The organism is Nonomuraea sp. JJY05 (assembly GCF_043496855.1).
Taxonomy (GTDB): Bacteria; Actinomycetota; Actinomycetes; order Streptosporangiales; family Streptosporangiaceae; genus Nonomuraea.
This window is the reverse complement of record NZ_JBIEIS010000057.1, coordinates 24510-45860: the sequence shown is the minus strand read 5'-3', so window position 1 is coordinate 45860 and position 21351 is coordinate 24510. Positions and strand designations below refer to the sequence as shown.

25 protein-coding genes and 1 pseudogene are annotated in these 21351 nt (G+C 72.1%); 13 read left to right on the top strand and 13 right to left on the bottom strand.

Features of this window, described 5'->3' with window-relative positions; all coding sequences use genetic code 11:
* Positions 1–429: 429 nt before the first annotated feature.
* Positions 430–825: a hypothetical protein gene (locus tag ACFKCF_RS53330; RefSeq protein WP_394504049.1), complete on the bottom strand. Its 396-nt coding sequence runs from the start codon at positions 823–825 to the stop codon at positions 430–432.
* 125 nt (positions 826–950) lie between these two features.
* On the bottom strand, positions 951–1565 hold the full coding sequence (locus ACFKCF_RS53325) for a class I SAM-dependent methyltransferase (protein WP_394504048.1): 615 nt from the start codon (positions 1563–1565) through the stop codon (positions 951–953).
* 20 nt (positions 1566–1585) lie between these two features.
* Between ACFKCF_RS53325 and ACFKCF_RS53320 the strand changes: the two genes are divergently transcribed.
* Positions 1586–1804: a hypothetical protein gene (locus ACFKCF_RS53320; RefSeq protein ID WP_394504046.1), complete on the top strand. Its 219-nt coding sequence runs from the start codon at positions 1586–1588 to the stop codon at positions 1802–1804.
* A 125-nt stretch (positions 1805–1929) separates the two neighbouring features.
* On the top strand, positions 1930–2097 hold the full coding sequence (locus ACFKCF_RS53315; RefSeq protein ID WP_394504101.1) for a hypothetical protein: 168 nt from the start codon (positions 1930–1932) through the stop codon (positions 2095–2097).
* Positions 2098–2393: 296 nt separating this feature from the next.
* On the opposite strand, the gene ACFKCF_RS53310 is transcribed toward ACFKCF_RS53315, so the two are convergent.
* Positions 2394–3308 carry a hypothetical protein gene (locus tag ACFKCF_RS53310; protein ID WP_394504044.1) on the bottom strand — a complete coding sequence of 305 codons (915 nt, stop codon included), beginning with the start codon at positions 3306–3308 and terminating at the stop codon, positions 2394–2396.
* Positions 3309–4139: 831 nt separating this feature from the next.
* Between ACFKCF_RS53310 and ACFKCF_RS53305 the strand changes: the two are divergent.
* Positions 4140–4714 (top strand): annotated as a pseudogene (locus tag ACFKCF_RS53305) (response regulator); the annotation flags it as partial.
* Here ACFKCF_RS53305 and ACFKCF_RS53300 read toward each other — a convergent pair.
* Positions 4702–4992, bottom strand: a complete 291-nt coding sequence (locus tag ACFKCF_RS53300) for a phosphatase PAP2 family protein (protein ID WP_394504097.1) — start codon at positions 4990–4992, stop codon at positions 4702–4704. The pseudogene ACFKCF_RS53305 and the gene ACFKCF_RS53300 sit on opposite strands and share 13 nt — an antisense overlap.
* A 403-nt stretch (positions 4993–5395) precedes the next feature.
* Here ACFKCF_RS53300 and ACFKCF_RS53295 point away from each other — a divergent pair, with 403 nt between their 5' ends.
* Positions 5396–5611, top strand: a complete 216-nt coding sequence (locus tag ACFKCF_RS53295; protein WP_394504042.1) for a hypothetical protein — start codon at positions 5396–5398, stop codon at positions 5609–5611.
* Positions 5580–5711 (top strand): hypothetical protein, encoded by a 132-nt coding sequence (locus tag ACFKCF_RS53290; protein ID WP_394504041.1) that lies wholly within the window; start codon positions 5580–5582, stop codon positions 5709–5711. Before ACFKCF_RS53295 ends, ACFKCF_RS53290 begins: the two co-directional genes overlap by 32 nt.
* A gap of 136 nt (positions 5712–5847) precedes the next feature.
* Here the strand turns inward: ACFKCF_RS53290 and ACFKCF_RS53285 are convergent, their stop codons facing one another.
* On the bottom strand, positions 5848–6744 hold the full coding sequence (locus ACFKCF_RS53285) for an NAD(P)H-binding protein (protein ID WP_394504039.1): 897 nt from the start codon (positions 6742–6744) through the stop codon (positions 5848–5850).
* A 62-nt stretch (positions 6745–6806) separates the two neighbouring features.
* Here ACFKCF_RS53285 and ACFKCF_RS53280 point away from each other — a divergent pair, with 62 nt between their 5' ends.
* Entirely contained in the window at positions 6807–7547 is a 741-nt protein-coding gene (locus tag ACFKCF_RS53280; protein WP_394504037.1) for a helix-turn-helix transcriptional regulator, read from the top strand.
* Here ACFKCF_RS53280 and ACFKCF_RS53275 read toward each other — a convergent pair.
* Positions 7529–7852 carry a MerR family transcriptional regulator gene (locus tag ACFKCF_RS53275; RefSeq protein ID WP_394504095.1) on the bottom strand — a complete coding sequence of 108 codons (324 nt, stop codon included), beginning with the start codon at positions 7850–7852 and terminating at the stop codon, positions 7529–7531. The two genes, ACFKCF_RS53280 and ACFKCF_RS53275, sit on opposite strands and share 19 nt — an antisense overlap.
* A gap of 143 nt (positions 7853–7995) precedes the next feature.
* On the opposite strand from ACFKCF_RS53275, the gene ACFKCF_RS53270 reads away from it, so the two are divergent.
* The 4 genes from ACFKCF_RS53270 to ACFKCF_RS53255 all read left to right on the top strand — a co-directional run bounded on the left by ACFKCF_RS53270 (position 7996) and on the right by ACFKCF_RS53255 (position 10563).
* Entirely contained in the window at positions 7996–8121 is a 126-nt protein-coding gene (locus tag ACFKCF_RS53270; protein WP_394504036.1) for a hypothetical protein, read from the top strand.
* Positions 8122–8149: 28 nt separating this feature from the next.
* The gene (locus tag ACFKCF_RS53265) at positions 8150–9481 is read left to right on the top strand and encodes an MATE family efflux transporter (RefSeq protein ID WP_394504035.1); all 1332 of its coding nucleotides are present in this window, start codon (positions 8150–8152) and stop codon (positions 9479–9481) included.
* Complete coding sequence (locus tag ACFKCF_RS53260; RefSeq protein ID WP_394504033.1) at positions 9445–9690, top strand: SDR family oxidoreductase; 246 nt, start codon at positions 9445–9447, stop codon at positions 9688–9690. The genes ACFKCF_RS53265 and ACFKCF_RS53260 overlap by 37 nt, the downstream gene beginning before the upstream one ends.
* Positions 9691–10008: 318 nt before the next feature.
* The gene (locus ACFKCF_RS53255; RefSeq protein ID WP_394504032.1) at positions 10009–10563 is read left to right on the top strand and encodes a dihydrofolate reductase family protein; all 555 of its coding nucleotides are present in this window, start codon (positions 10009–10011) and stop codon (positions 10561–10563) included.
* An 87-nt stretch (positions 10564–10650) separates the two neighbouring features.
* Here the strand turns inward: ACFKCF_RS53255 and ACFKCF_RS53250 are convergent, their stop codons facing one another.
* From ACFKCF_RS53250 to ACFKCF_RS53230, 5 genes are all read right to left on the bottom strand, one after another.
* Positions 10651–11580: a hypothetical protein gene (locus tag ACFKCF_RS53250; RefSeq protein WP_394504030.1), complete on the bottom strand. Its 930-nt coding sequence runs from the start codon at positions 11578–11580 to the stop codon at positions 10651–10653.
* A gap of 119 nt (positions 11581–11699) precedes the next feature.
* Entirely contained in the window at positions 11700–12095 is a 396-nt protein-coding gene (locus ACFKCF_RS53245; RefSeq protein ID WP_394504028.1) for a hypothetical protein, read from the bottom strand.
* Between the two features lie 60 nt (positions 12096–12155).
* Complete coding sequence (locus ACFKCF_RS53240; protein ID WP_394504026.1) at positions 12156–12800, bottom strand: response regulator; 645 nt, start codon at positions 12798–12800, stop codon at positions 12156–12158.
* Positions 12791–13876: a sensor histidine kinase gene (locus ACFKCF_RS53235; RefSeq protein ID WP_394504024.1), complete on the bottom strand. Its 1086-nt coding sequence runs from the start codon at positions 13874–13876 to the stop codon at positions 12791–12793. Before ACFKCF_RS53235 ends, ACFKCF_RS53240 begins: the two co-directional genes overlap by 10 nt.
* Positions 13860–14477, bottom strand: coding sequence for a DedA family protein (locus tag ACFKCF_RS53230; protein WP_394504023.1), 618 nt, complete (start codon positions 14475–14477; stop codon positions 13860–13862). The genes ACFKCF_RS53235 and ACFKCF_RS53230 overlap by 17 nt, the downstream gene beginning before the upstream one ends.
* A 101-nt stretch (positions 14478–14578) precedes the next feature.
* Here ACFKCF_RS53230 and ACFKCF_RS53225 point away from each other — a divergent pair, with 101 nt between their 5' ends.
* Positions 14579–17311 carry a DEAD/DEAH box helicase gene (locus tag ACFKCF_RS53225; protein WP_394504021.1) on the top strand — a complete coding sequence of 911 codons (2733 nt, stop codon included), beginning with the start codon at positions 14579–14581 and terminating at the stop codon, positions 17309–17311.
* Positions 17308–18435: an SWIM zinc finger family protein gene (locus tag ACFKCF_RS53220; RefSeq protein WP_394504019.1), complete on the top strand. Its 1128-nt coding sequence runs from the start codon at positions 17308–17310 to the stop codon at positions 18433–18435. The genes ACFKCF_RS53225 and ACFKCF_RS53220 overlap by 4 nt, the downstream gene beginning before the upstream one ends.
* A 32-nt stretch (positions 18436–18467) precedes the next feature.
* On the opposite strand, the gene ACFKCF_RS53215 is transcribed toward ACFKCF_RS53220, so the two are convergent.
* On the bottom strand, positions 18468–19343 hold the full coding sequence (locus ACFKCF_RS53215) for a LysR family transcriptional regulator (RefSeq protein WP_394504018.1): 876 nt from the start codon (positions 19341–19343) through the stop codon (positions 18468–18470).
* Positions 19344–19413: 70 nt separating this feature from the next.
* Between ACFKCF_RS53215 and ACFKCF_RS53210 the strand changes: the two genes are divergently transcribed.
* Positions 19414–20100, top strand: coding sequence for a gamma-glutamyl-gamma-aminobutyrate hydrolase family protein (locus tag ACFKCF_RS53210; RefSeq protein WP_394504017.1), 687 nt, complete (start codon positions 19414–19416; stop codon positions 20098–20100).
* A gap of 11 nt (positions 20101–20111) precedes the next feature.
* Here ACFKCF_RS53210 and ACFKCF_RS53205 read toward each other — a convergent pair whose 3' ends face one another.
* On the bottom strand, positions 20112–21344 hold the full coding sequence (locus ACFKCF_RS53205; RefSeq protein WP_394504015.1) for a hypothetical protein: 1233 nt from the start codon (positions 21342–21344) through the stop codon (positions 20112–20114).
* Between the last annotated feature and the right edge of the window lie 7 nt (positions 21345–21351).

Below are 21351 nucleotides of genomic sequence, written 5' to 3'. Positions count from 1 at the left end.
GGAACGGCGCCGCCCCCTTGCGGGCGGCCTCACCCCTGCTACGAACGCCACCGCCCCGATCCGAAACCGCCTCCCGGACTTCCTTGCACGTCGTCGGCGCTCGCCGCCCCAGATACTGCGCCGCCAGCCGAAGATGGCCCGCTGGCAAGAATCGCGTCATGTGGCCCAAACGGCGGCATCGTCGCACGTCACCGTGCGCAACTACGACGGCTGCTGAGGACGAGTTTCGGTCCGGGCGTTCGGGGATGAAACCGGCGCACGGCCGCACGACAACGCGGTGGGAGGCGTTTTCCCAGGTCGCGTCGCCCGGTGAGGACTCTTAGGTCAAGCCGTCCGAGACCCTCCGGTTGCGAAGGGCTGCTTTTCCCCTGGTGACACGAGCCCGAGGGTGGGCCTTCAAGATCGACTCAATGCGGGGACGGTGCCCGCTCAGCCGTCGGCAGTGTCTGGGTTGCCACCGATGCGCGCGAGCACCTGTTGACTGAGCACGACGTCGTGTGGCAGCCGCCTGAGCACGGCCGCGTCGACAATGACTCCCTGCCGCTGGGCGATCTGCTGGAGCGCGGCCCAATGGTCTGCTTCCATGTCTTCCCGGGAGCGGCCGCTGGACGGCTCATCGGGCCCAACCACCGTCCGCGTCGTCTCTTGTACGTCTGCCACCGACGTCGCGGCCCAGCCTTGCGATGAGCCCCAACCTCTGTCGTTCAGCAGCAGCACCCGAGTTCCGTCGACGAGCTCTGCCTCGTGACGCGCCGACACCGAGACGGTGTCAGCCGCCTGATCGTCGACGTCGACGAACGTCACCAGACGTGTGACAGCAGTCATACACCTCATCCTCCTGCAAGTATCTGCGACTGCAGCGGCGCCGGCCGCGCCTGCCCGCCGGACGACAGCAGCGGCCCTCCTCGAGAGCTGGCGTAGTTCGTGTGTGAGCGGTTCCAACGGCACAACTAGCGGCCGGGTTTTTCCCAGGTCAGCGAGTACCGGCGGAGCACGTGTCGGCGGTAGCGCATGCCAGGCAGCAGTCGCCCCGCCGCGGCCCGCACCTGCCCGTAGCTCATCCGTGCGTCGGTCGCCGGCATCCCCTGCGGGCCGTGCGCGCGGCGCAGTACCTTGATGATCCGCACGACGGGGGCGGCCGCGATCGTCACTGCCCAGTCCGCCGGGGTCGTCTCGCGGGCCAGGCCGACCACCACCAGCGTGCCGCCGGGGCGCAGCAGCCGGCGCATGCGGGTCAGGGCCGCCTCGAAGTCCATGTGGTGGATCGCAGATACCGAGCAGATGAAGTCGTAGCCCGCGGCGGACAGGTCGGCGGTAAGGAAGTCATCCTCGACGAAGGTGAGATCCGGGAAGCCGTCGGCGAGCTCACGGGCGCGGGCGATCATCCGTGGCGAGTTGTCGATGCCGGTGACACGCTTTGCCCGCTCGGTCAGCTTCCGCGCGAGCAGGCCGTCCCCGCAGCCGACGTCCAGCGCATCGCGGCATCCCTCGGGGACGGCGCGGAGGATGCCCGGGTGCCGGGCGACGTTGGTGTTCCAGTAGGGCTTCGGGTCGGCCTGGCGCATCGGATCATCCTAGGGGTGTAGTGGCAGCCCTTCTGCCCCGACTGTTGCGCCTGCCGGACGGCACCATCCGCACCCACGGCCCGCTGTTCCTGTCCGAGCGTCGCCCGGTCCCAGCCCAGCTCATCATGGGCAAGACCCGGCACAAGAACCCCCGCACCGCCATGCGCTACGTCAAACCCGGCGCCGAGGCCATCGCGGCCGTCACCGCTCACCTCGCGCCGCCCCGCCGTACCCACTAACCAGCTCTTTCCCCGGAGAGAAGAGGGCACTGTCCCTTTCTCCCGTACTTGGTCTGCCCCCCTATCTGCCCGATGCAGTCGCGGCGGGGAACGTCACCGCGTACCGGCATTTTTGGGCGCTGGCGGTGCTGTTGTGCCTGCGCGATGGGCTGCGCTCGGGGGATGTGTTCGTGCCGGGCTCGCGCCGGTACGCCGCCCCGGCCTCCAACTTGTACACGCCGGTGCAGGGGCAGGCCAAGCGGATCGAGTTCGGGTGCGGCTCTCCTGAAGTGAGCCTGTTGGTCAGGCTGTGAGGGCGTATCCGTCCTGGTAGCGGGTTCGGTGGACACGGTCGTGTTGGCGGGCGAGGTGGTAGCGCCAGTAATCAGCGAGATGACCGTTGGCAGTCACGGCGCGTAGCTTCAACACCGCTTCGGCTCCGGCCAGGCCCCATCTGGCTCCGGCCAGGGCGAATCTGTCGGCGATCAGATGGCGGCAGGCGCCTTCGATCACGCCGGTCGCGACCGGCCATCCCGCTTCAAGCGCTCCCCACTGGTCTCGACCAGGCCCGGACGGCGGCGCAGGCATCCGGACGACGCACTCCGTACGCTCAGTGTGGCCGACGGGCGAATTGGCGGGCGACCGCGTGGAAGGACTGTTTCGGTTCCCAGTGCCATCTCGACGGAGAGTCTTTGATCGTTTTGACCAGGCTGTAGCTGGCCATGTCGAGGTCAAGGCGCGGCTCGCGGCGGTGCGGGGCGTCGGGGGTGACGAACTGGTAGACCATCGCCCCGTACAGGTTCATCGAGTCGAAGACCTCCAGGACGGTGGACAGGTAGTCGGCCTGGGTTCGCTCGCTGCGGACCAGGTTGCCGACGACCTCCTCCTGCGGCTTGCTGTAGTCCACGACCTGCCAGGCCATGCCGCCTGCCTTCGGGGCGCCCTCATAGGTGCAGGCGCCGCACTCGCTGACCAGCACCGGTTTGCCCCACCTCTGGTAGGCGGCCAGCTCCTTGACGTACCCCGACCTGCGGCGGAAGTAGGAGTAGTAGTTGACGCTGACGATGTCGAACAGATTCCAGTCGACCTGGTCGCCGTCGGCCGCGCCGTACGTCAGAGGGCCTTGAAAGACCGACCTGCCGACGGCCGCGGAGCGGTTGATGAAGTCGGCCAGCCGCTGCCGCAGCCGTTTCGGGTCCGCCTTTCCCTTGGACAGGTTCTCGATCCGCTCCACGGCGTTGTCACCGGGGACGATGCCCGGCACGAACAGCACGAACTCGCAGCCGACGCTGAGGATGACGCGGGCGCCCTGCCTGCGCAGCCGTTCGGCGTGCCTGCCCGTCTCGGCCAGGTGTTCGAGGATCTCCCGCTGCGGCCGATCGCCCAGGCGCGGCTGCAGGTAGACGTGCAGTCCACGCTCGGCCGCCTCCGAGGCCGTGGCCTTGAGCCGGTCGACTCCATCGCCGAAGACCGCAAGCGTGTTGGCGTGCAGCCGATCCCTGATCGTCCGGATGTCGGTACGCATTCTCGTCGCGTTCCACCCTGTCGCGGGGGTCTCTCCAGTGGCAACCTCGTACATGACGCCCCGATGTCTCAGCCCGCTGTCAGTCGCCCGTGCCGGGGCCGGCATCAGCAACGGGCCTGCCACGGCGGCGGCCCCGACGGCGGCCGCCCGGGTGAGGAACTGCGCTCGGTTCATTGGGCTTCCCATGTGCGCGGACATACAGCCCAAGTGTGGTCAGAGGCGGCAGGGGGACGCATCAGCCGTTGGTCTGCCTGACCACGACCAAGGTATGCCGCCGCCCAGGCCCAAGCCGACAATATGCGCGAGCAGATCGCCGAGCTGACGCAGCGGCTGAGCGCGGAAGACGGGCCTGGTGGTGGACCTGCGCACGGAAGAGGACGGCCCGCCGCCGGAGGCGATGGCGGAGCGGGCTTTGCGGCGGGTCGTGCAGGAGGGCCTGACAAACGCGGCCAAGCACGCACCCGGCGCTCGCGTGAGCGTCGTGCTGGAGCACTCCGCTGACGAGAGCGCGGTGACGGTGACCACGTACCGGGCGCGCACCCGCGAGCTGGAGGCGCCGACGGGCGGGCGCGGGCTGGAAGGGCTCAGGGAGCGGGTGCTCCTGTGCGGGGGCACGCTGCGTGCCGGGCCGTCCGGGGACGGGTTCGAGCTGAGCGTCAGGCTGCCGCGCCGCCCGCCGAGCCGCCCCGGCCGCGAGGGGCTCTCTGTCGTTTCTACGGCACGCACCTCAACCCCTTCGACGAGGCCCGGCGTGAGCTGTACCGGGTGTGCTTCCGTGACGGCCGCCTGGTATCCAAGGATTTCCTGCCCCACTCGTGAAGGAGCTATGACGTGGTGCGAGTCGTCCTCGCCGACGACGAGGCGGCGATCCGCGCGGGGGTGCGGATGATCCTCTCGGCCGACCCGGACATCGAGGTGGTCGCCGAGGCCGCCGACGGGCACGCCCTGATCGAGTCCGTCCGCGCGCACCGCCCCGACGTCGCGCTGGTCGACATCCGCATGCCGCGCCTGGACGGGCTGACGGCCACCCGGGAGCTGCGCTCGGTGGCCCCCGCCACGCGGTCCTGATCATGACGACGTTCGGGTCGGACGCCTACATCGCCCGCGCGTTGGGCGACGGGGCGGCCGGGTTCCTGCTGAAGACCGGCGATCCACGCGAGTTCGGCCTGGGGGTGCGGGCGGTGGCCGAGGGCGGGGCCTACCTGTCGCCCGGAGTGGCGGCTCGAGTGATCAAAGAGCTGACCGGGGATCACCTCGCCAGGACGGTGGTCGCGCGTGACCGCGTCGCAGTACTGACATCGCGTGAACGGGACGTGCTGGCGCTGGTCGGGCTGGGACTGTCCAACGCCGAAATCGCCCGCAGGCTGCACCTGGCCGAGGGCAGCGTCAAGACCTACACCAGCAGCAGGCCCGACACCACGTCGAGCGGATAGTGGACGCCGAGGAACACCCGCGTCCCGCCGCCCAACAGCGCCAGCGGCACCGCGAACGGCGCCAGCGCCCGCCAGGCCAGCACCAACCCGGCCGCCGCGGCGGCCGCCGGCGTGGCGTGATTGCTCGGCCAGGACCAGTCGCCGGCCTCGGGACACGGCAGGATCGTAGCCACCCCACGCAGCGCCCGGCACGGCCGGTCCTCCCGCACCAGCTCCTTGACGACCTCGCTGACCGCGTAACTCGCGACCATGCCCACCGGCACGAGCAGCGCAAGAGCCATCGACTCGCCTGCCATCCGCCGGGCCCGCCACCACGCGGCGAGCATCAGCCCGGCGAATACCACCAGCACCCCGTCGGTGCCCATCTCCGCCGGCGCCCGCACCCACCCGGGGGCGTCCGCAGCGATCTCCACAACCACCCCGTACAAAGGGTCGTCCACCACGTTCTCCTCGTTTCTCCTGATGAACAGCTCTGCAAAGGTAGAAATGAGGAGAGCCCGCGCACGGTCCCCGATCGTCGCCGACCACCCTTGACTTTCGTCAACCGCTCACACGCGGGATGGGGGTCCGGGAGTCTACTGGTGGGTAGTAACTCTGGCGCTACGCCACCAGGGGCTTGCATTCGGTACCTAGGTACAGGTTCGCCGTCGAGGTATGACTCAGAACGTTGCCCTTGACCTGGGATGGGCCCCCTCCGCTTGCACGCTGCCCACCGCAGAGCAGCCGCTGCGCGCGGCGGAGTTCGACGCCTTGTTCGCCGAGGCGGTGCAGGGCGTGGCACGGCCCGAGCACATCCGGCTGCGGCTGGAGCTCGTCTTCAGCCCGGACAACGCCGCCCGTGCGGTGGCCGACACTGTGGCTGCGCTCTGAGTCCGAAGAGGCGATCGTGATGGACCGCATCAGCCGCGAGGACCTGCTCGCGCTCCTGGAGCCCGGGGCCGTGCAACTGGTGGAGGGGCTGCCGGCCTAGGCCTTCGCCGCCGAGCACATTCCCGGTGCCCGCGATATCCCCGTCGAGGTGTCCGCTGAGCTCGCCGAGCAGGTCGCCCCCGATCGGGCGGTCCCGCCGCCGGCGTACCGGAGGTTCTGACACCAGGTAGTGGTCGTCACCCGGTCGCGTCGAGGGCGGGACGGAGTTCGGCCCAGGCCCATGCTCCGAGCGTCGTGTCGGTCGTGGTCACGGGGGTCCGCGGCTGCTCTGGGACGAATCCCTCGCGCAGTCCGGTCGACATGCCCGTGATGGCCTCGACCTGCGCCGGGGACATGCCGGCGCCGGCCAGCGTGGCGCGCATGTCGTCGTCGGCGACGCGGTGGGCGGTGACCGTACGACCCAGGACGTCGCCGACCACGGCCAGGGCGTCGTCCCAGGACAGATCCTGTGGCCCGTGCACGCCCTGCACCAGGCGTCCCGACCAGTCGGCGCGCAGCAGCAGGGACGCGGCCACCGCGGCGATGTCGGCCGGAGCGACCCACGAGAACGGCTTGCCGGTGGGCAGGAGCACGGGCACGGTGCCCGAGCGGATGCTGTCGAGCTCGAACAGCAGGTTGCTGAAGAAGTAGCCGCACCGCAGGTGGGTGACGGCGAGACCGGCGTCCTTGGCGACGACCCGGTCCAGCGTCTCCTCGACGCGGGCCAGCCCGTCGATCTCCCCGGCGCCCTCGCGCAGCTCCGCTCCGACGCTGCTCTGCAGGACGGTGCGGGGGATGCGGTTCTCGGCGACCGCGGCGGCGACGATCTCGCCGACCTCGGCGTACGCCGCGACGGGGTCGTCGGCCTCGCCGGGCGGCACGATCAGGAACAGCGCGTCGACGCCGCGGGTCGCCTCGGTGACGGCCGCGGCGTCCCGCAGGTCGACCTCGCGGGCGTCGACGAGGTCGCCCCAGGTCGCGCGGGGCTGCTCGGGGTGGCGGCTCAGCAGCCGCGGACGGACACCGGCGCGGACCAGGTGACCGACCAGGAAGCGGCCGACGTTGCCGGACGGTGCTGTGATAGCGATCTCCATGACGTCCACCGTACGGGGAGATGTGGCCGGATCCTGTCCGCGATTGTGGCGACACTAGAGTCATGACCGACTTCGTCCCCGCCGACGGCGATCCCGCCGGGCGGACCCTCCGGCTGCTGGAGTTGCTGGCCGCCCGGCCGAGCTGGTCGGCTTCCGAGCTCGCCGGGCGTCTCGAGGTCAGCACCCGCACCGTGCGTCGCGACGTGGCCCGCCTGCAGAGCCTCGGCTACGCCGTCGAGAGCCGGCCCGGGCCGGGTGGCCACTACGCGCTGCGCCCGGGGAGCCGGATGCCGCCGCTGGTCTTCCAGGACGACGAGGTCGTGGCTCTGGTGGCGGCCCTGCGCATGGTCGAGGGAATCCTGGCCGGGGACGCCGCGTACCGGGCGCTGGCCAAGCTGTCGCAGGTGCTCCCGCGGCGGCTGCGCACCGTCCTGGACGCCGCCGCCGCGGGCAGCGAGAACGTCGGCGGCGAGCACGAGGGCGTGGAACCCTCGACCCTGGCGGTGCTGCTCCGCGCGGCCGATCAGGACCTCGTGCTGCGGTTCGTCTACCGCGACCGGCACGGGGCCGTCAGCCGGCGGAGGGTGGAGGCGGTGCGGTGCCTCTACGCCCGCGGACGCTGGTACGTGCTCGCCCACGACCTCGACGCCGACGACTGGCGGGTGTTCCGCCTCGACCGCGTGCGGGAGCCGGAGGCGGGGGAAGCGGGCTCCGGCGACCGCGGCCGGCCGGCCGAGGACCTCGCGACCTGGCTCGCCACGGACTTCGGCCGTCATCCAAGGGCTCAGAGCGGCACCGGCTGACTACTCAGAGTGCGCCGGTCTCGGCCCTCGCACCACGGCCCGCCAGTCCTGGCCGTCACCGTGCCGATCTCTTCCAGGCTCATCAGGCCGGTCTCCTGCCACGTCCGGATCGAAGCGATGCGGTGCAGGTCCTCGGCCCGGTAATGACGCCGTCCTGACCGGCGTTCGGGCGCCGGCAGCAGGCCGCATTCGTCCCAATAGCGCAGGGCGGAGGTTGCCACCCCGAACCGCGCCGCTACCTCACCGATCGGAAGGAGTCCACCAGCCGTGATCCTATTTGACCAACAACGTGGCCCTGGCCTCACGGTGCGACAAATCCCGTCACCCCTGCCGGTTTCACCGATGGCGCCCACGTCCGGATCGACATCGGCTGGGACCACGACGAGATCCGCTCGATGCCGCGACCGAGCCCAGTTTCGTTCACGTCGATCTCTGGACGAAGAACTCGATGATCCGCGATGGTCAGATCGTGCCCATCCTCGACCACGAGCGTGCCGTCTGCGGCGATCCGATCATGGAGGCCGGACGCGGTCACACCGCCACCACGACTTACAACTTCGGCCGTACCCGGTGACACGCTGATGGGCCGGCGCGGATCGGCTGTGCGCGATCACACGCAATCGCTGGGCAGCCGCCCGATCGGGCGGCTGCTGTGGTGGACCTGCTCGCAGACGACGCTCTCGGTGGGCGTTTACGGGATCTACGCACTCACCAATGCCTGGTTCGTCGCCCAAGGTGTCGGCGAGACAGCGCTGGCCGCGGTCAACCTCGTCGCACCGATCATCTTGATGCTGGGTGCGGTCTCGACGACCGTCGGCGTCGGCGGCGCGTCCGTGGTCTCGCGCATGCTCGGTGCCGGCCGGCCCGATCAGGCCGCGCGCGCCGCGGGAAACGCGTTCGTCGTGTTCTGGCTCGTGGCGTTGTCCGTCACCGTGGCCGGCCTGCTCGCGCTCGATCCGCTGCTGGCCTTGCTGGGTGCATCCGGTCCGACGATCGAATACGCGCGGCCCTACGCGGCAGTGATCATCGGGGGAGCGATCTTCTCGACCGGGTTCTCGGCTCTTGTGCGCGCGGAAGGGCGGCTGCGGTTCTCGACGATGCTGTGGGTCGTACCCGTGCTGGTGCAGATCGTCCTCGATCCGCTGCTGATCTTCGTCTGCGGCCTGGGTGTCGCCGGCGCGGCTCTCGGCACGGTCGGTGGCCAGGCCGTGTCGGCCGGCATGGCGATGTGGTTCTTCTTCGTCCAGCGCGGCCGGCCGTACCGGATCGGGCCGGCTGACCTGCGCCCGAGGGCGGCGACGATCGGGGTCGTGCTCGCGGTGGGCGCCCCGTCCTTCCTCGCCGGGTTCGGCGCCACGTTGCTGGCAGCCCTGATCAACACGACCCTCGCCGCCACTGGCGCGGTCGCTCTGGCCGCTTACGCGGTGTGCGCGCGGGTGCAGACCTTCGTGTTCACGCCGCAGATCGGCATCACCCAGGGTATTCAGCCGATCGTCGGCTACAACGCCGGCCGCCGGCTGAGCGGCCGCGTCAACCGGACCCTCACGCTGGCCCTGCGCGCCACCGTCATCTACGGGGCGACAACCGCGGCGCTTATCGCCCTGCTCGCGCGGCCGCTCGTGGGACTGTTCATCGGCGATCCGGAAACGGCGGCCGTCACGGTGGATGCGCTGCGCATCATCGCGATCGGATTCGTCTTCGCCGGCATCCCGCCTCTGATCTCCGCCTACTTTCAGGCTCTCGGAAGAGCCACGCCGTCGTATCTGATCTCGATCGGCACGCTGTTGATCATCAAGGTGCCGCTCGTCCTGGCGCTCGGGATGCGCGGGCCCACGGGAATCTGGATCAGCCTGCCGATCGGTGAAGCGATCTCGGTCGTGGCCGCCGTCGGCCTTCTGTGGAGGTTCGGCAAACCCGGGACCCGGGAGGCGTGACTCACCGCCGGCCGGTCATCACTCCCATGGTCGAGCGCATGGTCCACGCCGGGGAACTGGACATGGACGCCGCCCTTGCCGCCACTCCGATGGCACGGCTCGGCAGGGCCGAGGAGATCGCCTCGGCCGTTGTGTGGCTGTGCGGTCCGGGCGCGAGCTTCGTCACCGGCGTCGCGCTTCCGGTCGATGGTGGATACACCGCACGATAGTCGCCGGCCACACCGCATCGCCGGTGGCACCTCGCCTGATCCCCAAAGCGGTGAGCTGGGTGGGCCGGCTGACGAGCGCCGGGCTGAGCGAAGCTGAAGACATCGATCGAGTGGTCGGTGACCTTGCCGTGGCCGGTCGCGCCGCCTCCAATCGGCGCGAGAAGGTTTTCACCACGACACCGACGTCCAGGAAGGCCGCTTCACCTCGGCCCCCGACGGCCCCGGCCCATCCAGGAAAGCTCCGCCCTGCCTGCGATGAGTTCCGGCGCTCCATCGGGTCTCCACTCCGGACGACCGCTGCGACCAAGGAGGAGTTTTATGGGCAAGGTCATCTACTGGATGAACACCTCGATCGACGGCTACATCGAGGATCCCGACGGTGGCATGGACTTCATGGACCCGGACGAGGACTTTCGGCAGGCGGCGAACGACCATGTTCGCCGGATCGCGGCGTTCCTGTTCGGGCGGCGGCTGTATGAGGCGATGGAAAAGCCCTGGACGCAGGACCTCGGCAAGGAGGGCGCCCCGGCCCTCGAGCGGGAGTTCGCGCAGATCTACAAGGAGACGCCGCGGTACGTCTTCTCCGACACCCTCCAGACTGTCCCCGAAGGGCTCACGATCGTTCGTCGTAAGGACGCCGCGTCCGTGGTGACGCGCCTCAAGCAGGAGATCGACGGCACCCTCCAGCTCGGCGGCCCCGAGCTGGCCGCCTCCCTGGTGGACCTGATCGACGAGTTCTGGGTGTACGCATCTCCCGTGATCGTCGGGGGCGGCAAGCCGTACCTGCCCGTGCGAGAACAACTGCGGCTGCGCCTGGTCGAGCACCGTTCCTTCGCCTCAGGAATCATGTTCCGGCGCTACGTACGACCCTGACCGACCCGGAGCGGACCCCGCGCGGGCGCACCCATGGGGGCCCAGTGGCCGTACGCCCGCGCGCGGCCCTGGATGAAGTGGCGCCTCTCACTTGCGGCGCGCGGGGGCGCTGAGGACGTCGGCGAGGTCGTCCACCGCGAGGCCCCGGCCCGGCTTCGCCTCGGGCGCGGTGATCGTCATCGGCTTGTCCCAGTTCCGGTACTGCGTGGCCAGGTGACCCCGCAGGATCCGGTCGTGCCCGAGCCCTTTGACCTGGGGCCGCGGGTGCGCGTAGAAGCGCCAGCCGACCCGGTACGGCCATCCGCGGTCGTCGTACATGTACGTCCACGTCACCTCAGACGTCCCGAGGACGGCAGCCGTCCCCGCGGCCTCGCGGAAGCTGGGGGAGACGCGATAGAGCTCCTGGAGCTTGATCGTCCCGGTCAGGTTGTAGATCCGCTGCTTGCGGCCGGTGGTGTGATCGGTGGTCCAGGGCCCGACGCTCTTGCGGGTCTTGGTGGCCAGCAGCTTGCGCAGTGTGGCCGGCTCCAGGACGTTGACGAACTGGTCGCCGTACGCGGCCGCGGCACCGCCGGCGCGGCCGGTACGCACCCAGGTCTTCGCCCCCGGCGCGAGCTGGTACTGCCAGCCGCCCACGCTGATCGTGCGCAGCGTCCCCATCGTGGCGAGCACGCCGGCGAAGTAGGGGTCCTTGGCTGCCTCCTCCACCATCAGCTCCTTGCTCTCCACGCTGAGCTGCCGGGTGTGCTCCGAGGCGACCACGCCCGCCCGGCCCAGCTTGACCTTGCTGGTTCCGCGCACTCCCATGCCGCACCCGATGAAGGTGCGCCTGCCGTTGCTCAGCCGCACCTCCTTGGACAGGTCCGTGGAGGCCTGGCCGTAGAACTCGGCCGTCGCGCCGGCACCGCGGGCGAGCAGCGAACGCAGGCCCGCCACCGGGTCGGGTTCGGCTGTCCGGGCGTGGGCGGTGGCGGGAGCGGCGGTGAGCAGGGCTAAGGCGACGATGAGGGGGCGCATGCCGTACATCCAGGTGGTGAGTGATCCAGGTGGTGACTGAAGATCAAGTATGACTGGAGTGGACCCTGCCAACGGATGTGACGGCGTCCAGACCCACGCCCCGGTCCCCGACGCGCCGGTCAGCGGCCGCCCGTGAACGGGGGCTCGCCGTCCTTGAGGGCGCGGAAGCGGAGCGCCGACCACACCTCGTCCACCGCCACCTGCCCGTTGGGCCGCAGCCCGTACTCGCCCACGATCGGCCAGAGCGTCTCGCGGTTGATGTCGGACCTGTTTCCCTTGGGGTAGGCGATCCACAGCACCGGCGGCGCGCTCACCTGGTCGCGATGGCGGTCGAGGAGCTGCCGTGCCGAGGCGGCGTCGGCGGCGAAGACGAGCGCCACGTCCGCCTCCTTGAGGTCCTCGACGTGCGCGGCGCCGTCGGGCAGCGGCTCGATGAGCGGCAGGTGGGCGGCGTCGGAGACCCACACCCGGGACCCCGGCTTGATGAGCAGCTTGGCCGCGACGGTCTTCACCATGAGGGGTTCGGCTCCTTGTCTGGTGGAATGCCCCACCATTTCACCAGACAAAACGGCAGGTCAGGACTCCAGGAAGTGCAGCACGGCCAGCACCCGGCGGCTGTAGCCGGTCGTGTGCGACAGCTGAAGCTTGTCGAACAACGAGTTCACGTGCTTCTCCACCGCGCTCTGCGACACGTGCAGCGCCTGGGCGATCGAGGCGTTGGTCAGCCCTTGTGCCATCCGTTCCAGCACCTCCCGCTCCCGTGCCGTCAGCCGGGACAGGGAATCGACCTGTGTCGTACGGGCCAGCAGTTGCCGCACCACCTCCGGGTCGAAGGCCGCCCCGCCCGCGCCCACCCGCTCCAGCGCGTCCAGGAAGTCGCCGACCTGCGCCACCCGGTCCTTGAGCAGGTAGCCGACGCCTTCGACGTCCGCGCTCATCAGCTCGGTGGCGTACCGCTTCTCCACGTACTGCGACAGCACCAGCACCTTCACGGCGGGCCAGCGGCGCCTGATCTCCAGGGCCGCTCGCAGGCCCTCGTCGGTGTGGGTCGGCGGCATGCGGACGTCCACGACCACGATGTCCGGCCGGTGCTCGGCCACCGCGGTGACCAGCGCGTCGCCGTCGCTGACCGCGGATGGGACCTCGTGGCCCTCCTCCAGCAGCAGCCGCACCAGGCCCTCGCGCAGCAGCGTGGAGTCCTCGGCCAGGATCACCCGCACGGCAGCACCGCCGTGATCGTGGTCGGCCCGCCGACCGGGCTGCTCACCTCGAAGCCGCCGTCCAGCGCCGCCACCCGTCTGGCCAGCCCCGACAGGCCGCCGCCCGCCGCCTGCGCGCCGCCCGCGCCGTCGTCTCGCACCCGTACGAGCACCGCAGCGTCCTCCTCGTGCACCTCGACCGTGATGAGCATGGCGCCGGCGTGCTTGGCGGCGTTGGTGACGGCCTCGCACACCACGAAGTACGCCGCCGTCTCCACCGCCATCGGCGGCCGACGCCGCAGGTCGCAGGCTACCTTGACCGGTACGCTCGACCGTTCGGCCACCCCCGCCAGCGCCTCGCCCAGGCCCAAGGTGTCCAGGCCGGCGGGATAGACCCGCCAGGCCACCTCGCGCAGCTCGGCCAGCGCCTGCTGGGCCTCCTGGTGCGCCTGCTCCAGCAGCTCGGGCCGGCCCCGCTTGGCCCGTCCGACCAGCATCGACAGCGCCACCAGGCGCTGCTGCAGCCCGTCGTGCAGGTCGCGCTCGATCCGTCGGCGTTCGAAGTCCACGGCGGCCACGATGCCGGCGCGGCTCTCGGACAGTTCGGCGATCCGGCGTTCGAGGGCCCGGGTCGGGTCGGGGGCGAGCATGCGCACCGCCAGCCGCCGTTCCAGGGCGTGCACGCCCACCACGCCCGACAGGTCGAGGAACAGCAGGACGATCCCGGAGATCGCGAAGTAGGCGATCAGGGGGAGCGAGGGTGCCATCCCGTCGAACCGCTCGCCGCGCGCCCAGGCGGTGAGGATGAGGACGGCGAAGCCGGCCCCGAACACGAGCAACATGATCACCAGCCCGCCCAGCACCCCCACCGGGACGCGGGCGGCCAGATAGGGCACGGGCCTGCCGTCCTGGAGGGCGTCGGGGTCCAGGCGCAGGCGGCGTGCTTCGAGGCGGGCCAGCCGGCGGGCCGCGGCGGCGACGTGCGCATTGCCCTGCAGCGGCAGCGCCAGCAGCAGGAAGACCAGCTCGGCCAGCGCGGTGACGGCGCCCAGCGTCACCGCGCCCAGCAGCCGCAGCCCTTCAGCGGCGACTCGCATGCCTGCCCTTGCGCCGCTCGGCCAGCCGCACCCCGACGAACACCACGAGTGCCAGCACCACCAGCCCGAGCACCACCTTGGAGCCGATGCCGACGTATGTCTCCACCAGCGACCAGTTCTCGCCCAGCAGGTAGCCGGCCATCACGAAGATGGTGTTCCAGATCAGGCTGCCGGTGGCGGTCAGAAGCGTGAACGACAGCAGCGGCATCCGCTCGACGCCCGCCGGCACGGAGATGAGGCTGCGGAAGATGGGGATCATCCGCCCGAAGAACACCGTCTTGCGGCCGTGCTTGAGGAACCACGCCTCGGTCTTCTCGATGTCGGCGGGCTTGACCAGCGGGAGCTTGGCGGCGATGGCCAGCGTGCGCTCGCGGCCCAGCAGCGCCCCCACCCAGTACAGCGCCAGCGCCCCGATCACCGAGCCGAGGGTCGTGCACACCAGCACGTCCAGCAGGTCCATCTCGCCTCTGGACGCGGTGAAGCCCGACAGCGGCAGGATCACCTCGCTGGGCAGGGGAGGGAAGAGGTTCTCCAGCGCGATCGCGAGCCCGGCCCCGGGCGCGCCGAGAGTCTCCATCAGTCCAACCAGCCAATCAGTCATAGGGTAAAGCCTAGGCATGATCGGATATGCCTGGAATGAGGCGGACTTCTGATTGCGGGGTGCGGTAAACCCCACCCCCAGGTACCGTACACTGTACGGTCGTGAGCAACCTGACCCGGCACGCGGCAGTCTTCCAACCCGGCGACCCACCCAGGTCCGGTCATATCACCTTCCTCGACCCGGACGGGCCGTCCGCGGTGACCGTGGCCGAGGAGCACGACGGCACCGTGCGCACGCGCGAGGTCGCGGCCACCCTCGTCCCGGTGGGGGAGGCGGTGGCGGGGCTGGCCAGGGCGCGCATGGACCCGCGGGCCCACCCGGCGGCGCGCTTCTGGGGCGCGGCCGCGCTGGTGGCGCTCCAGCTGGTCACCCGGGGCCGCATCCTGCCGGGAGTGTCGGCGGGGGAGCACGACTCGTGGCGCGCGGGCCCGCTCGACGCCGCCGACATCCAGCGGGTTCGCGAGCTGGCCGCCGCCATGCCCGCCGCGGCCCGCGCCATCCCCCTCCAGCCCGGACAGCAGGCCGAGCTGTGGCTGCCGGAGGCCGAGCCGCTCGTGCGCGCGTTCCTCGACGCCGTCGCCGACGCCATGCCGCGCTCGCCCGGCGCCGTGCGGGCCACCGGCACCATCGCCTTCGCCGCCGTCAAGCCCGTCAAGGTGCCACACCTGCGCCCCTGGGCCGAGGAGGTCGCGGCCGGCCTCGACTCGGGCGTACGGCTGTCGCTGCGCCTGGAGGCCGACGACCTGGCCGCCGCCGAGTTCCGCGCGATCGTCCAGCTGCACAGCCTGGCCGACCCCTCCCTCGTCATCGACGCGGCCGACCTGTGGCAGGGCCGCGACGCGGGCTTCGGCCCGCGCGCCAGGATCGAGGCCACGCTGGCCGTGCGCCGGGCCGCCCGTACCTGGCCGCGCCTGGAACGGCTGCTCGACAGCGCCGTCCCCGACGAGCTCGCCCTCACCGACGGCGACGTCGAGCAGCTGCTCGCCGGTGCCGCCGAACGCCTGGCCGCCGCCGGCGTCGAGGTGCACTGGCCCAAGGCCCTGGTGCGCGGCCTGAGCGCGCGCGCCGTCATCGGCGAGCGTGACACCAAACCGTCAGACCTGCCGTCGTTCCTCGGCGGGCAGCACCTGGCCAGCTTCAACTGGCAGCTCGCGCTCGGCGGCGAGCGCCTGAGCGCGGCCGAGATGGACCGGCTCGCCGAGGCCCACCGCCCGGTGGTGCGGCTGCGCGACCAGTGGGTCCTCATCGACCCCGACCTGGCCCGCAAGGCCCGCCAGCGCGACCTCAAGCCCCTGACCGGCATCGAGGCGCTGGGCGCGGCCCTGACCGGCTCGGTCGAGGTCGAGGGCGAGCAGGTCGCCGTGGAGCCCACCGCCTGGCTGCGCGACCTGCGCGAACGCCTGAGCGAACCCGCCGACGCCGGCCCTCCGGAAGGGCTGGCGGCGACACTGCGCGACTACCAGCTGGCCGGGCTGCGCTGGCTGGCCCAGATGACCTCGCTGGGGCTGGGCGGCTGCCTGGCCGACGACATGGGCCTGGGCAAGACGATCACGCTGATCGCCCTGCACCTGCACCTGCACCTGCACCGCGCCGGCGACGGCGCCGGGCCCACGCTCGTGGTCTGCCCGGCCTCGCTGCTGGGCAACTGGGAGCGGGAGATCACCAAGTTCGCGCCGGGCGTGCCGGTGCGCCGCTTCCACGGGACCCAGCGAACGCTGCCTGATGAAGGGTTCGTGCTGACCACGTACGGCACCATGCGCCTGGACGCGGCCCGCCTGGCCGCGCACCCGTGGGGCCTGGTGGTGGCCGACGAGGCCCAGCATGTCAAGAACCCCGCCTCCGGCACCGCCAAGGCCCTGCGCGAGATCCCGGCCGCCGCGCGCGTCGCGCTGACCGGCACCCCCGTGGAGAACAACCTGTCGGAGCTGTGGGCCATCCTCGACTGGACCACGCCGGGGCTGCTGGGCCCGCTGGGCAGGTTCAGGGCGCGGTGGGCCAAACCGGTCGAGTCCGGCGACAGCGGGGCGGCCGAACGCCTGTCGCGGCTGGTGGGGCCGTTCCTGCTGCGGCGCCGTAAGAGCGATCCCGGCATCGCGCCGGAGCTGCCGCCCAAGACGGAGACCGACCGCCCGGTCGCGCTCACCACCGAGCAGGCCGGCCTGTACGAGGCCGTCGTACGCGAGAGCATGGCCCAGATCGCCGAAGCCAGCGGCATGGCCCGGCGCGGCCTGATCGTCAAGCTGCTGACCGGGCTCAAGCAGATCTGCAACCACCCCGCCCAGTACCTGCACGAGGCCGCGCCGCGCCTGGCCGGCCGCTCGGGCAAGCTGGAGCTGCTGGACGAGCTGGTCGACACCATCGTGGCCGAGGACGGCGCGGTGCTGGTGTTCACCCAGTACGTCACCATGGCCCGCCTGCTGGAGCGGCACCTGACCGCCAGGGGCGTGGCCAGCCAGCTGCTGCACGGCGGCACCCCGGTCGCCCGCCGCGAGGAGATGGTCGCGCGCTTCCAGGACGGGCGGCCGCCGGTGTTCCTGCTGTCGCTCAAGGCCGCCGGCACCGGCCTGAACCTCACCCGCGCCGACCACGTCATCCACTACGACCGCTGGTGGAACCCCGCCGTCGAGGACCAGGCCACCGACCGCGCCTACCGCATCGGCCAGACCCGGCCCGTCCAGGTGCACCGGCTGATCGCCGAGGGCACGATCGAGGACCGCATCGCCGAGATGCTCGCCGCCAAACGCGCGCTGGCCGAAGCTGTGCTGACCTCCGGGGAAGCCGCCCTGACCGAGCTGACCGACGCCGAACTCGCCGCCCTCGTGGAGCTCAGATGACCGCCGCCCGCGGCTTCGCCGCCTTCCCGCCGCAACGCGCCGGAGCCCGTTTCGCCACCTCCTGGTGGGGGCGGGCCTGGGTCAAGGCCATGGAGGACACCTCGCTGGACCAGGGGCTGCTGCGCAAGGGCCGCGCGTACGCCAAGACCGGCCAGGTCGGCCCCATCACCGTCAGCCCCGGCCGCATCGCCGCCGTGACCGAGAGCGAGTACGACACCGTCGTACGCGTCGAGCAGCTCACCGACGCCGCATGGGAACGTTTCCTCGATCAGGTGGCCGCCAAGAGCGGGCACATCGCGGCCCTGCTCGACCGCGACATGCCGCACGACCTGGTGGCGGCCGCCGAGGACGCCGCCGTGCCACTGCTGCCGGCCGTCGGGGACCTGGAGCCGGAGTGCTCCTGCCCGGACTGGGGGCATCCGTGCAAGCACGCGGCCGCCCTGTGCTACCAGGCGTCGTGGCTGCTGGACGCGGACCCGTTCGTGCTGCTGCTGATGCGCGGGCGCGGCGAGCAGGAGCTGCTGGAGGCCCTGCAGGGGCGCGCGGCCCCGCCCGTGCCGGCCCCGGCGCCGGCCGCGGCCGTGGCGACGCCGGCGGTGCAGGCGTTCGCGGCGGGCGTGCCCGCGCTGCCCGAACCCCCGCCGTTCGAGGTCGCCTTCGCCCCGCCCGTGCTGGACCCGGCGCCGGGCGTGGACGTGGCCGCCCTGGAAGTGCTCACCGCCTCGGCCGCCTGGCGGGCGCGCGAGGTGCTGCTCCACGGGCGGCTCCCGGAGCTGTCGGAACACCAGGACCGGGTACGCCTGGCCGCCGACCACGACCTGGACCTCGGGCTGGAGGCGGCCGTGCGGGCCTGGCGGTACGGCGGCGCGCCCGGCCTGGAGGTGCTCGAGCACGCCTGGACGCCGCCCCGCCAGGACCTGGCCAGGTCGCAGGCCCTGCTGGAGGCCGGCTGGGAGGGCGAGCAGCCGCCGCCGCTGGAGGCGTGGCGCAACCGCTGGACCCTCGGCCCCCTGCAACTGCGCTACGGCCGCGACGGCCGCTGGTACCCCTTCGCGCAGGTCGAGGGGGAGTGGTGGCCCGCCGGCCCGCCGGAACGCGACCCGGCGGCGCTGGTCAGCGGGTGAGCGTTCAGGCGCGGCGGCGGTAGGCGCCGCTGTCAGCCGGACAGGACGGCGGCCAGGTCGGCCGCCGGGCCTGGCGGCAGGGCGCCGTGCAGGAGCTCGACGCGGTGCACCAGCCGGGGCGCGGCCAGCGGCACCCCGCACGCGGCCGGCGCTTCCCCGGACACGGCGGAGGCGGGAAGCAGGGTCAGGCCGTGGTCGGCGGCGACCAGGTTGAGCACGGTGTGCACGTTGTCCCCGTGATAGTCCAGCCCCACCGGGAACCCGTCGCCCACCAGGTCGCGCAGCCGGGCCAGCGGGCACAGCGGGGTCTGCAGCCAGCGCGCGTCCGCCAGGTCGGCCAGCCCCAGCGCCGCCCGGCCGGCCAGGGGATGGCCGGCGGGCAGGACCACGACCAGCTCCTCCTCGCTCACCCCGACGGCCGCCATCGGCCCGGCGTCCAGCAGCCGCAGCGGGTCGGACGGGGCGGCCAGCCCGTCGGCCAGGCCCAGGTCGGCCTGCCCTTCGGCGACCATCGCGACGGCCTGGTCGCGCCCGCAGGTGTGCAGGCTCACCTCCAGGCGCGGGTTGCCGGCACGCGCCCGCGCCAGCCGGGCGGCCACGACGGGATTGACGGCCAGCGGAGTGGCGGCCAGCCGCAGCCGGTGCCCGGGCCGGGCGGCGGCGCGCAGCACGTCGGCGCGGGCCGCGCGCAGGCGCAGCAACAGCGGCCCGGCGTGCTCCAGCAGCCGCCGGCCGGCCTCGGTGGGCTCGACCGGGCGGCGCAGCAGCAGCGGCAGGCCGAGGTCGCTCTCCAGCGCGGCGATCTGCTGGGAGACGGCCGACTGGGTGTAGCCGAGCTCGGCGGCGGCCGCGGAGAACGAGCCGTGCCGGGCGACGGTCACGAACGTGGTCAGCAAATGAGGATCCATCAGTGTTGCTTATAGCAGATGCAGAAATCATCGTTGGCGCTTAAGCAGGCGTCGCGGTCAGGATGAGGGCATGAAAATCGCCCTCGTGGGGGATCGGTCCCCCAGCGTTCGTTCGCACGCCCGGATCCCGCTGGTCCTCGAGGCGCTGCGGGAGCGGGACGGCATCGCGCTCGACCCGTACTGGATCGCCACCACCGACGTGTCCGGCCTGGAGCGCTTCGACGGCATCTGGATCGTGCCCGGCAGCCCGTACCGGGACGAGGAAGGCGCCGTGGAGGCGGCGCGCGTCGCCCGGGAGCATCGGATCCCGCTCCTGGGCACGTGCGCCGGGTTCCAGCACCTGCTGCTGGAGTTCGCGCGGCACGTGTGCGCGCTGGACGTGGCGCACGCGGAGAACGAGCCGGACGCACGCGACTTCCTGCTGACGCCGCTGGCGTGCTCGCTGGCCGGGCACGAGGGGCGGGTGCGCATCTCGCCCGGGACGCTGATGGAGCAGATCATGGGCGAGTCCGTCACGATGGAGTCCTACATCTGCTCCTACGGCCTCAACGAGACCTACACCCGGACGCTGGCCGAGCACGGCCTGGTGTTCTCCGCGCACGCCGACGACGGGGCGGTGCGGGCGGCCGAGCTGCCCGGTCACCCGTTCTTCCTCGGCACGTTGTTCCAGCCGGAGCTGGCGGGTGACGGGCGGCGCCCGCACCCGGTGATCGCCGCCTTCGCCGCCGCGGTGGCCCGCCAGGCGGTCGGCACCTGACCTTCGCGGGTTCAGCCGGCGGCGGGTTCGGCGTGGCGGAGCGCGCGCAGGCCGGGCAGCGCGACGGCGCCGAGGCGGGCGCCGCTGCGCGGGTCCAGACGCAGCACCTGCTCGCCCGCGCCGGCCAGCAGCTCCCCGTTCAGGTACGCCAGCCCGCGCGCCGGACCCGGCAGGTCCCAGGCGGCCTGCCGGGCGAGCGTGGCGCCGTCGCAGACCAGCAGCCGCCGGCCCGCCGCCAGGAACAGCCGCCCGCCGCCCGCCGCCGAGAACGCCTCCCCGGCCGCCACCGTGGGGGCGCCCGCCAGGCCGGACCGGACGATCGTCAGGTCCGTGGTCGAGGCCAGGACCGCGCGCCCGGTGGAGGCGTCGAACACGTACAGCCGCTGCCCCTCCAGCGCCAGCGTGTGCGCCTCGGCCGGGCCGAGCCCGAACGGGGTGGGCAGGTCCAGGCAGAACGCCCAGCGCTGGTCGAGGTGCAGGACGTGTACGAAGGCGTGCACGCCGGGGCTGAGGTCGCGGCCCGCCTTCAGGTCGCGGGTGTGCAGGTGGTCGTCCTGGTGGGTGTAGAGGGTGAACAGGACGTTCTGGCCGGGGTCGAAGACGGCCTGGCGGCCCTGGCCGCGCATCTCCTCCTCCTGGCCGGGCGGGATCTGCCGCTTGTCGCGGGTCTGCAGGGCACCCAGCTTGCCGCTGTCCAGGTCGTAGACGCGTACCCGGTAGCGGTCGGGCGCCGAGGCGGGCAGGCGGTCCAGGACGTACATGGCGCTGCCGTCGGTGGAGAAGGCCTCCGGCTCGACGTTGCCGTCGAGGTGGAGGGTGCGCCGCCGCCCGGCGTCGGCCAGGGTGATCGTGGTGCGGGCACGCGGGCCGGGCGGCGGGCCGAGCGCGGCCAGGCCCATGGAGACGGCCTTGATCCGCGGCGGCCCTTCGCCGGCCGGAGCGACGGCCAGGTCGTCGATCAGGATGCCGGTGCCGGCCTGGTAGGTGCGCAGGTGGCCGTCGTGGAGCTGGTAGAGCCTGGCCCAGCGCGGCTCGGCCACCCCTCCGGGGTAGCTGGCGCGGAGCGCGCCGGTGGCCAGGTCGACGACGGCCAGCCCGGCGGCGGTCTCGGCGAACAGCCGGCCGGGCCGGGCGGCTCTGGCGGGCGAGGGCTGGGGCCCCGGCCGCTCGTCGGGGGCGCAGGCCGCCAGAACGGCCGCGGCGCCGCCCAGCGTGATCGCTTGGCGTCTGGTGCAGGAAGCCATGCCCTGT

Coding starts and splice junctions, on each gene's coding strand:
- ACFKCF_RS53330 (WP_394504049.1), bottom strand. CDS start 825: ATGACTGCTGTCACACGTCTGGTGACGTTCGTCGACGTCGACGATCAG.
- ACFKCF_RS53325 (WP_394504048.1), bottom strand. CDS start 1,565: ATGCGCCAGGCCGACCCGAAGCCCTACTGGAACACCAACGTCGCCCGG.
- ACFKCF_RS53310 (WP_394504044.1), bottom strand. CDS start 3,308: ATGCGTACCGACATCCGGACGATCAGGGATCGGCTGCACGCCAACACG.
- ACFKCF_RS53300 (WP_394504097.1), bottom strand. CDS start 4,992: ATGGTCGCGAGTTACGCGGTCAGCGAGGTCGTCAAGGAGCTGGTGCGG.
- ACFKCF_RS53295 (WP_394504042.1), top strand. CDS start 5,396: ATGACTCAGAACGTTGCCCTTGACCTGGGATGGGCCCCCTCCGCTTGC.
- ACFKCF_RS53285 (WP_394504039.1), bottom strand. CDS start 6,744: ATGGAGATCGCTATCACAGCACCGTCCGGCAACGTCGGCCGCTTCCTG.
- ACFKCF_RS53280 (WP_394504037.1), top strand. CDS start 6,807: ATGACCGACTTCGTCCCCGCCGACGGCGATCCCGCCGGGCGGACCCTC.
- ACFKCF_RS53270 (WP_394504036.1), top strand. CDS start 7,996: ATGATCCGCGATGGTCAGATCGTGCCCATCCTCGACCACGAGCGTGCC.
- ACFKCF_RS53255 (WP_394504032.1), top strand. CDS start 10,009: ATGGGCAAGGTCATCTACTGGATGAACACCTCGATCGACGGCTACATC.
- ACFKCF_RS53250 (WP_394504030.1), bottom strand. CDS start 11,580: ATGCGCCCCCTCATCGTCGCCTTAGCCCTGCTCACCGCCGCTCCCGCC.
- ACFKCF_RS53245 (WP_394504028.1), bottom strand. CDS start 12,095: ATGGTGAAGACCGTCGCGGCCAAGCTGCTCATCAAGCCGGGGTCCCGG.
- ACFKCF_RS53235 (WP_394504024.1), bottom strand. CDS start 13,876: ATGCGAGTCGCCGCTGAAGGGCTGCGGCTGCTGGGCGCGGTGACGCTG.
- ACFKCF_RS53230 (WP_394504023.1), bottom strand. CDS start 14,477: ATGACTGATTGGCTGGTTGGACTGATGGAGACTCTCGGCGCGCCCGGG.
- ACFKCF_RS53220 (WP_394504019.1), top strand. CDS start 17,308: ATGACCGCCGCCCGCGGCTTCGCCGCCTTCCCGCCGCAACGCGCCGGA.
- ACFKCF_RS53215 (WP_394504018.1), bottom strand. CDS start 19,343: ATGGATCCTCATTTGCTGACCACGTTCGTGACCGTCGCCCGGCACGGC.
- ACFKCF_RS53210 (WP_394504017.1), top strand. CDS start 19,414: ATGAAAATCGCCCTCGTGGGGGATCGGTCCCCCAGCGTTCGTTCGCAC.
- ACFKCF_RS53205 (WP_394504015.1), bottom strand. CDS start 21,344: ATGGCTTCCTGCACCAGACGCCAAGCGATCACGCTGGGCGGCGCCGCG.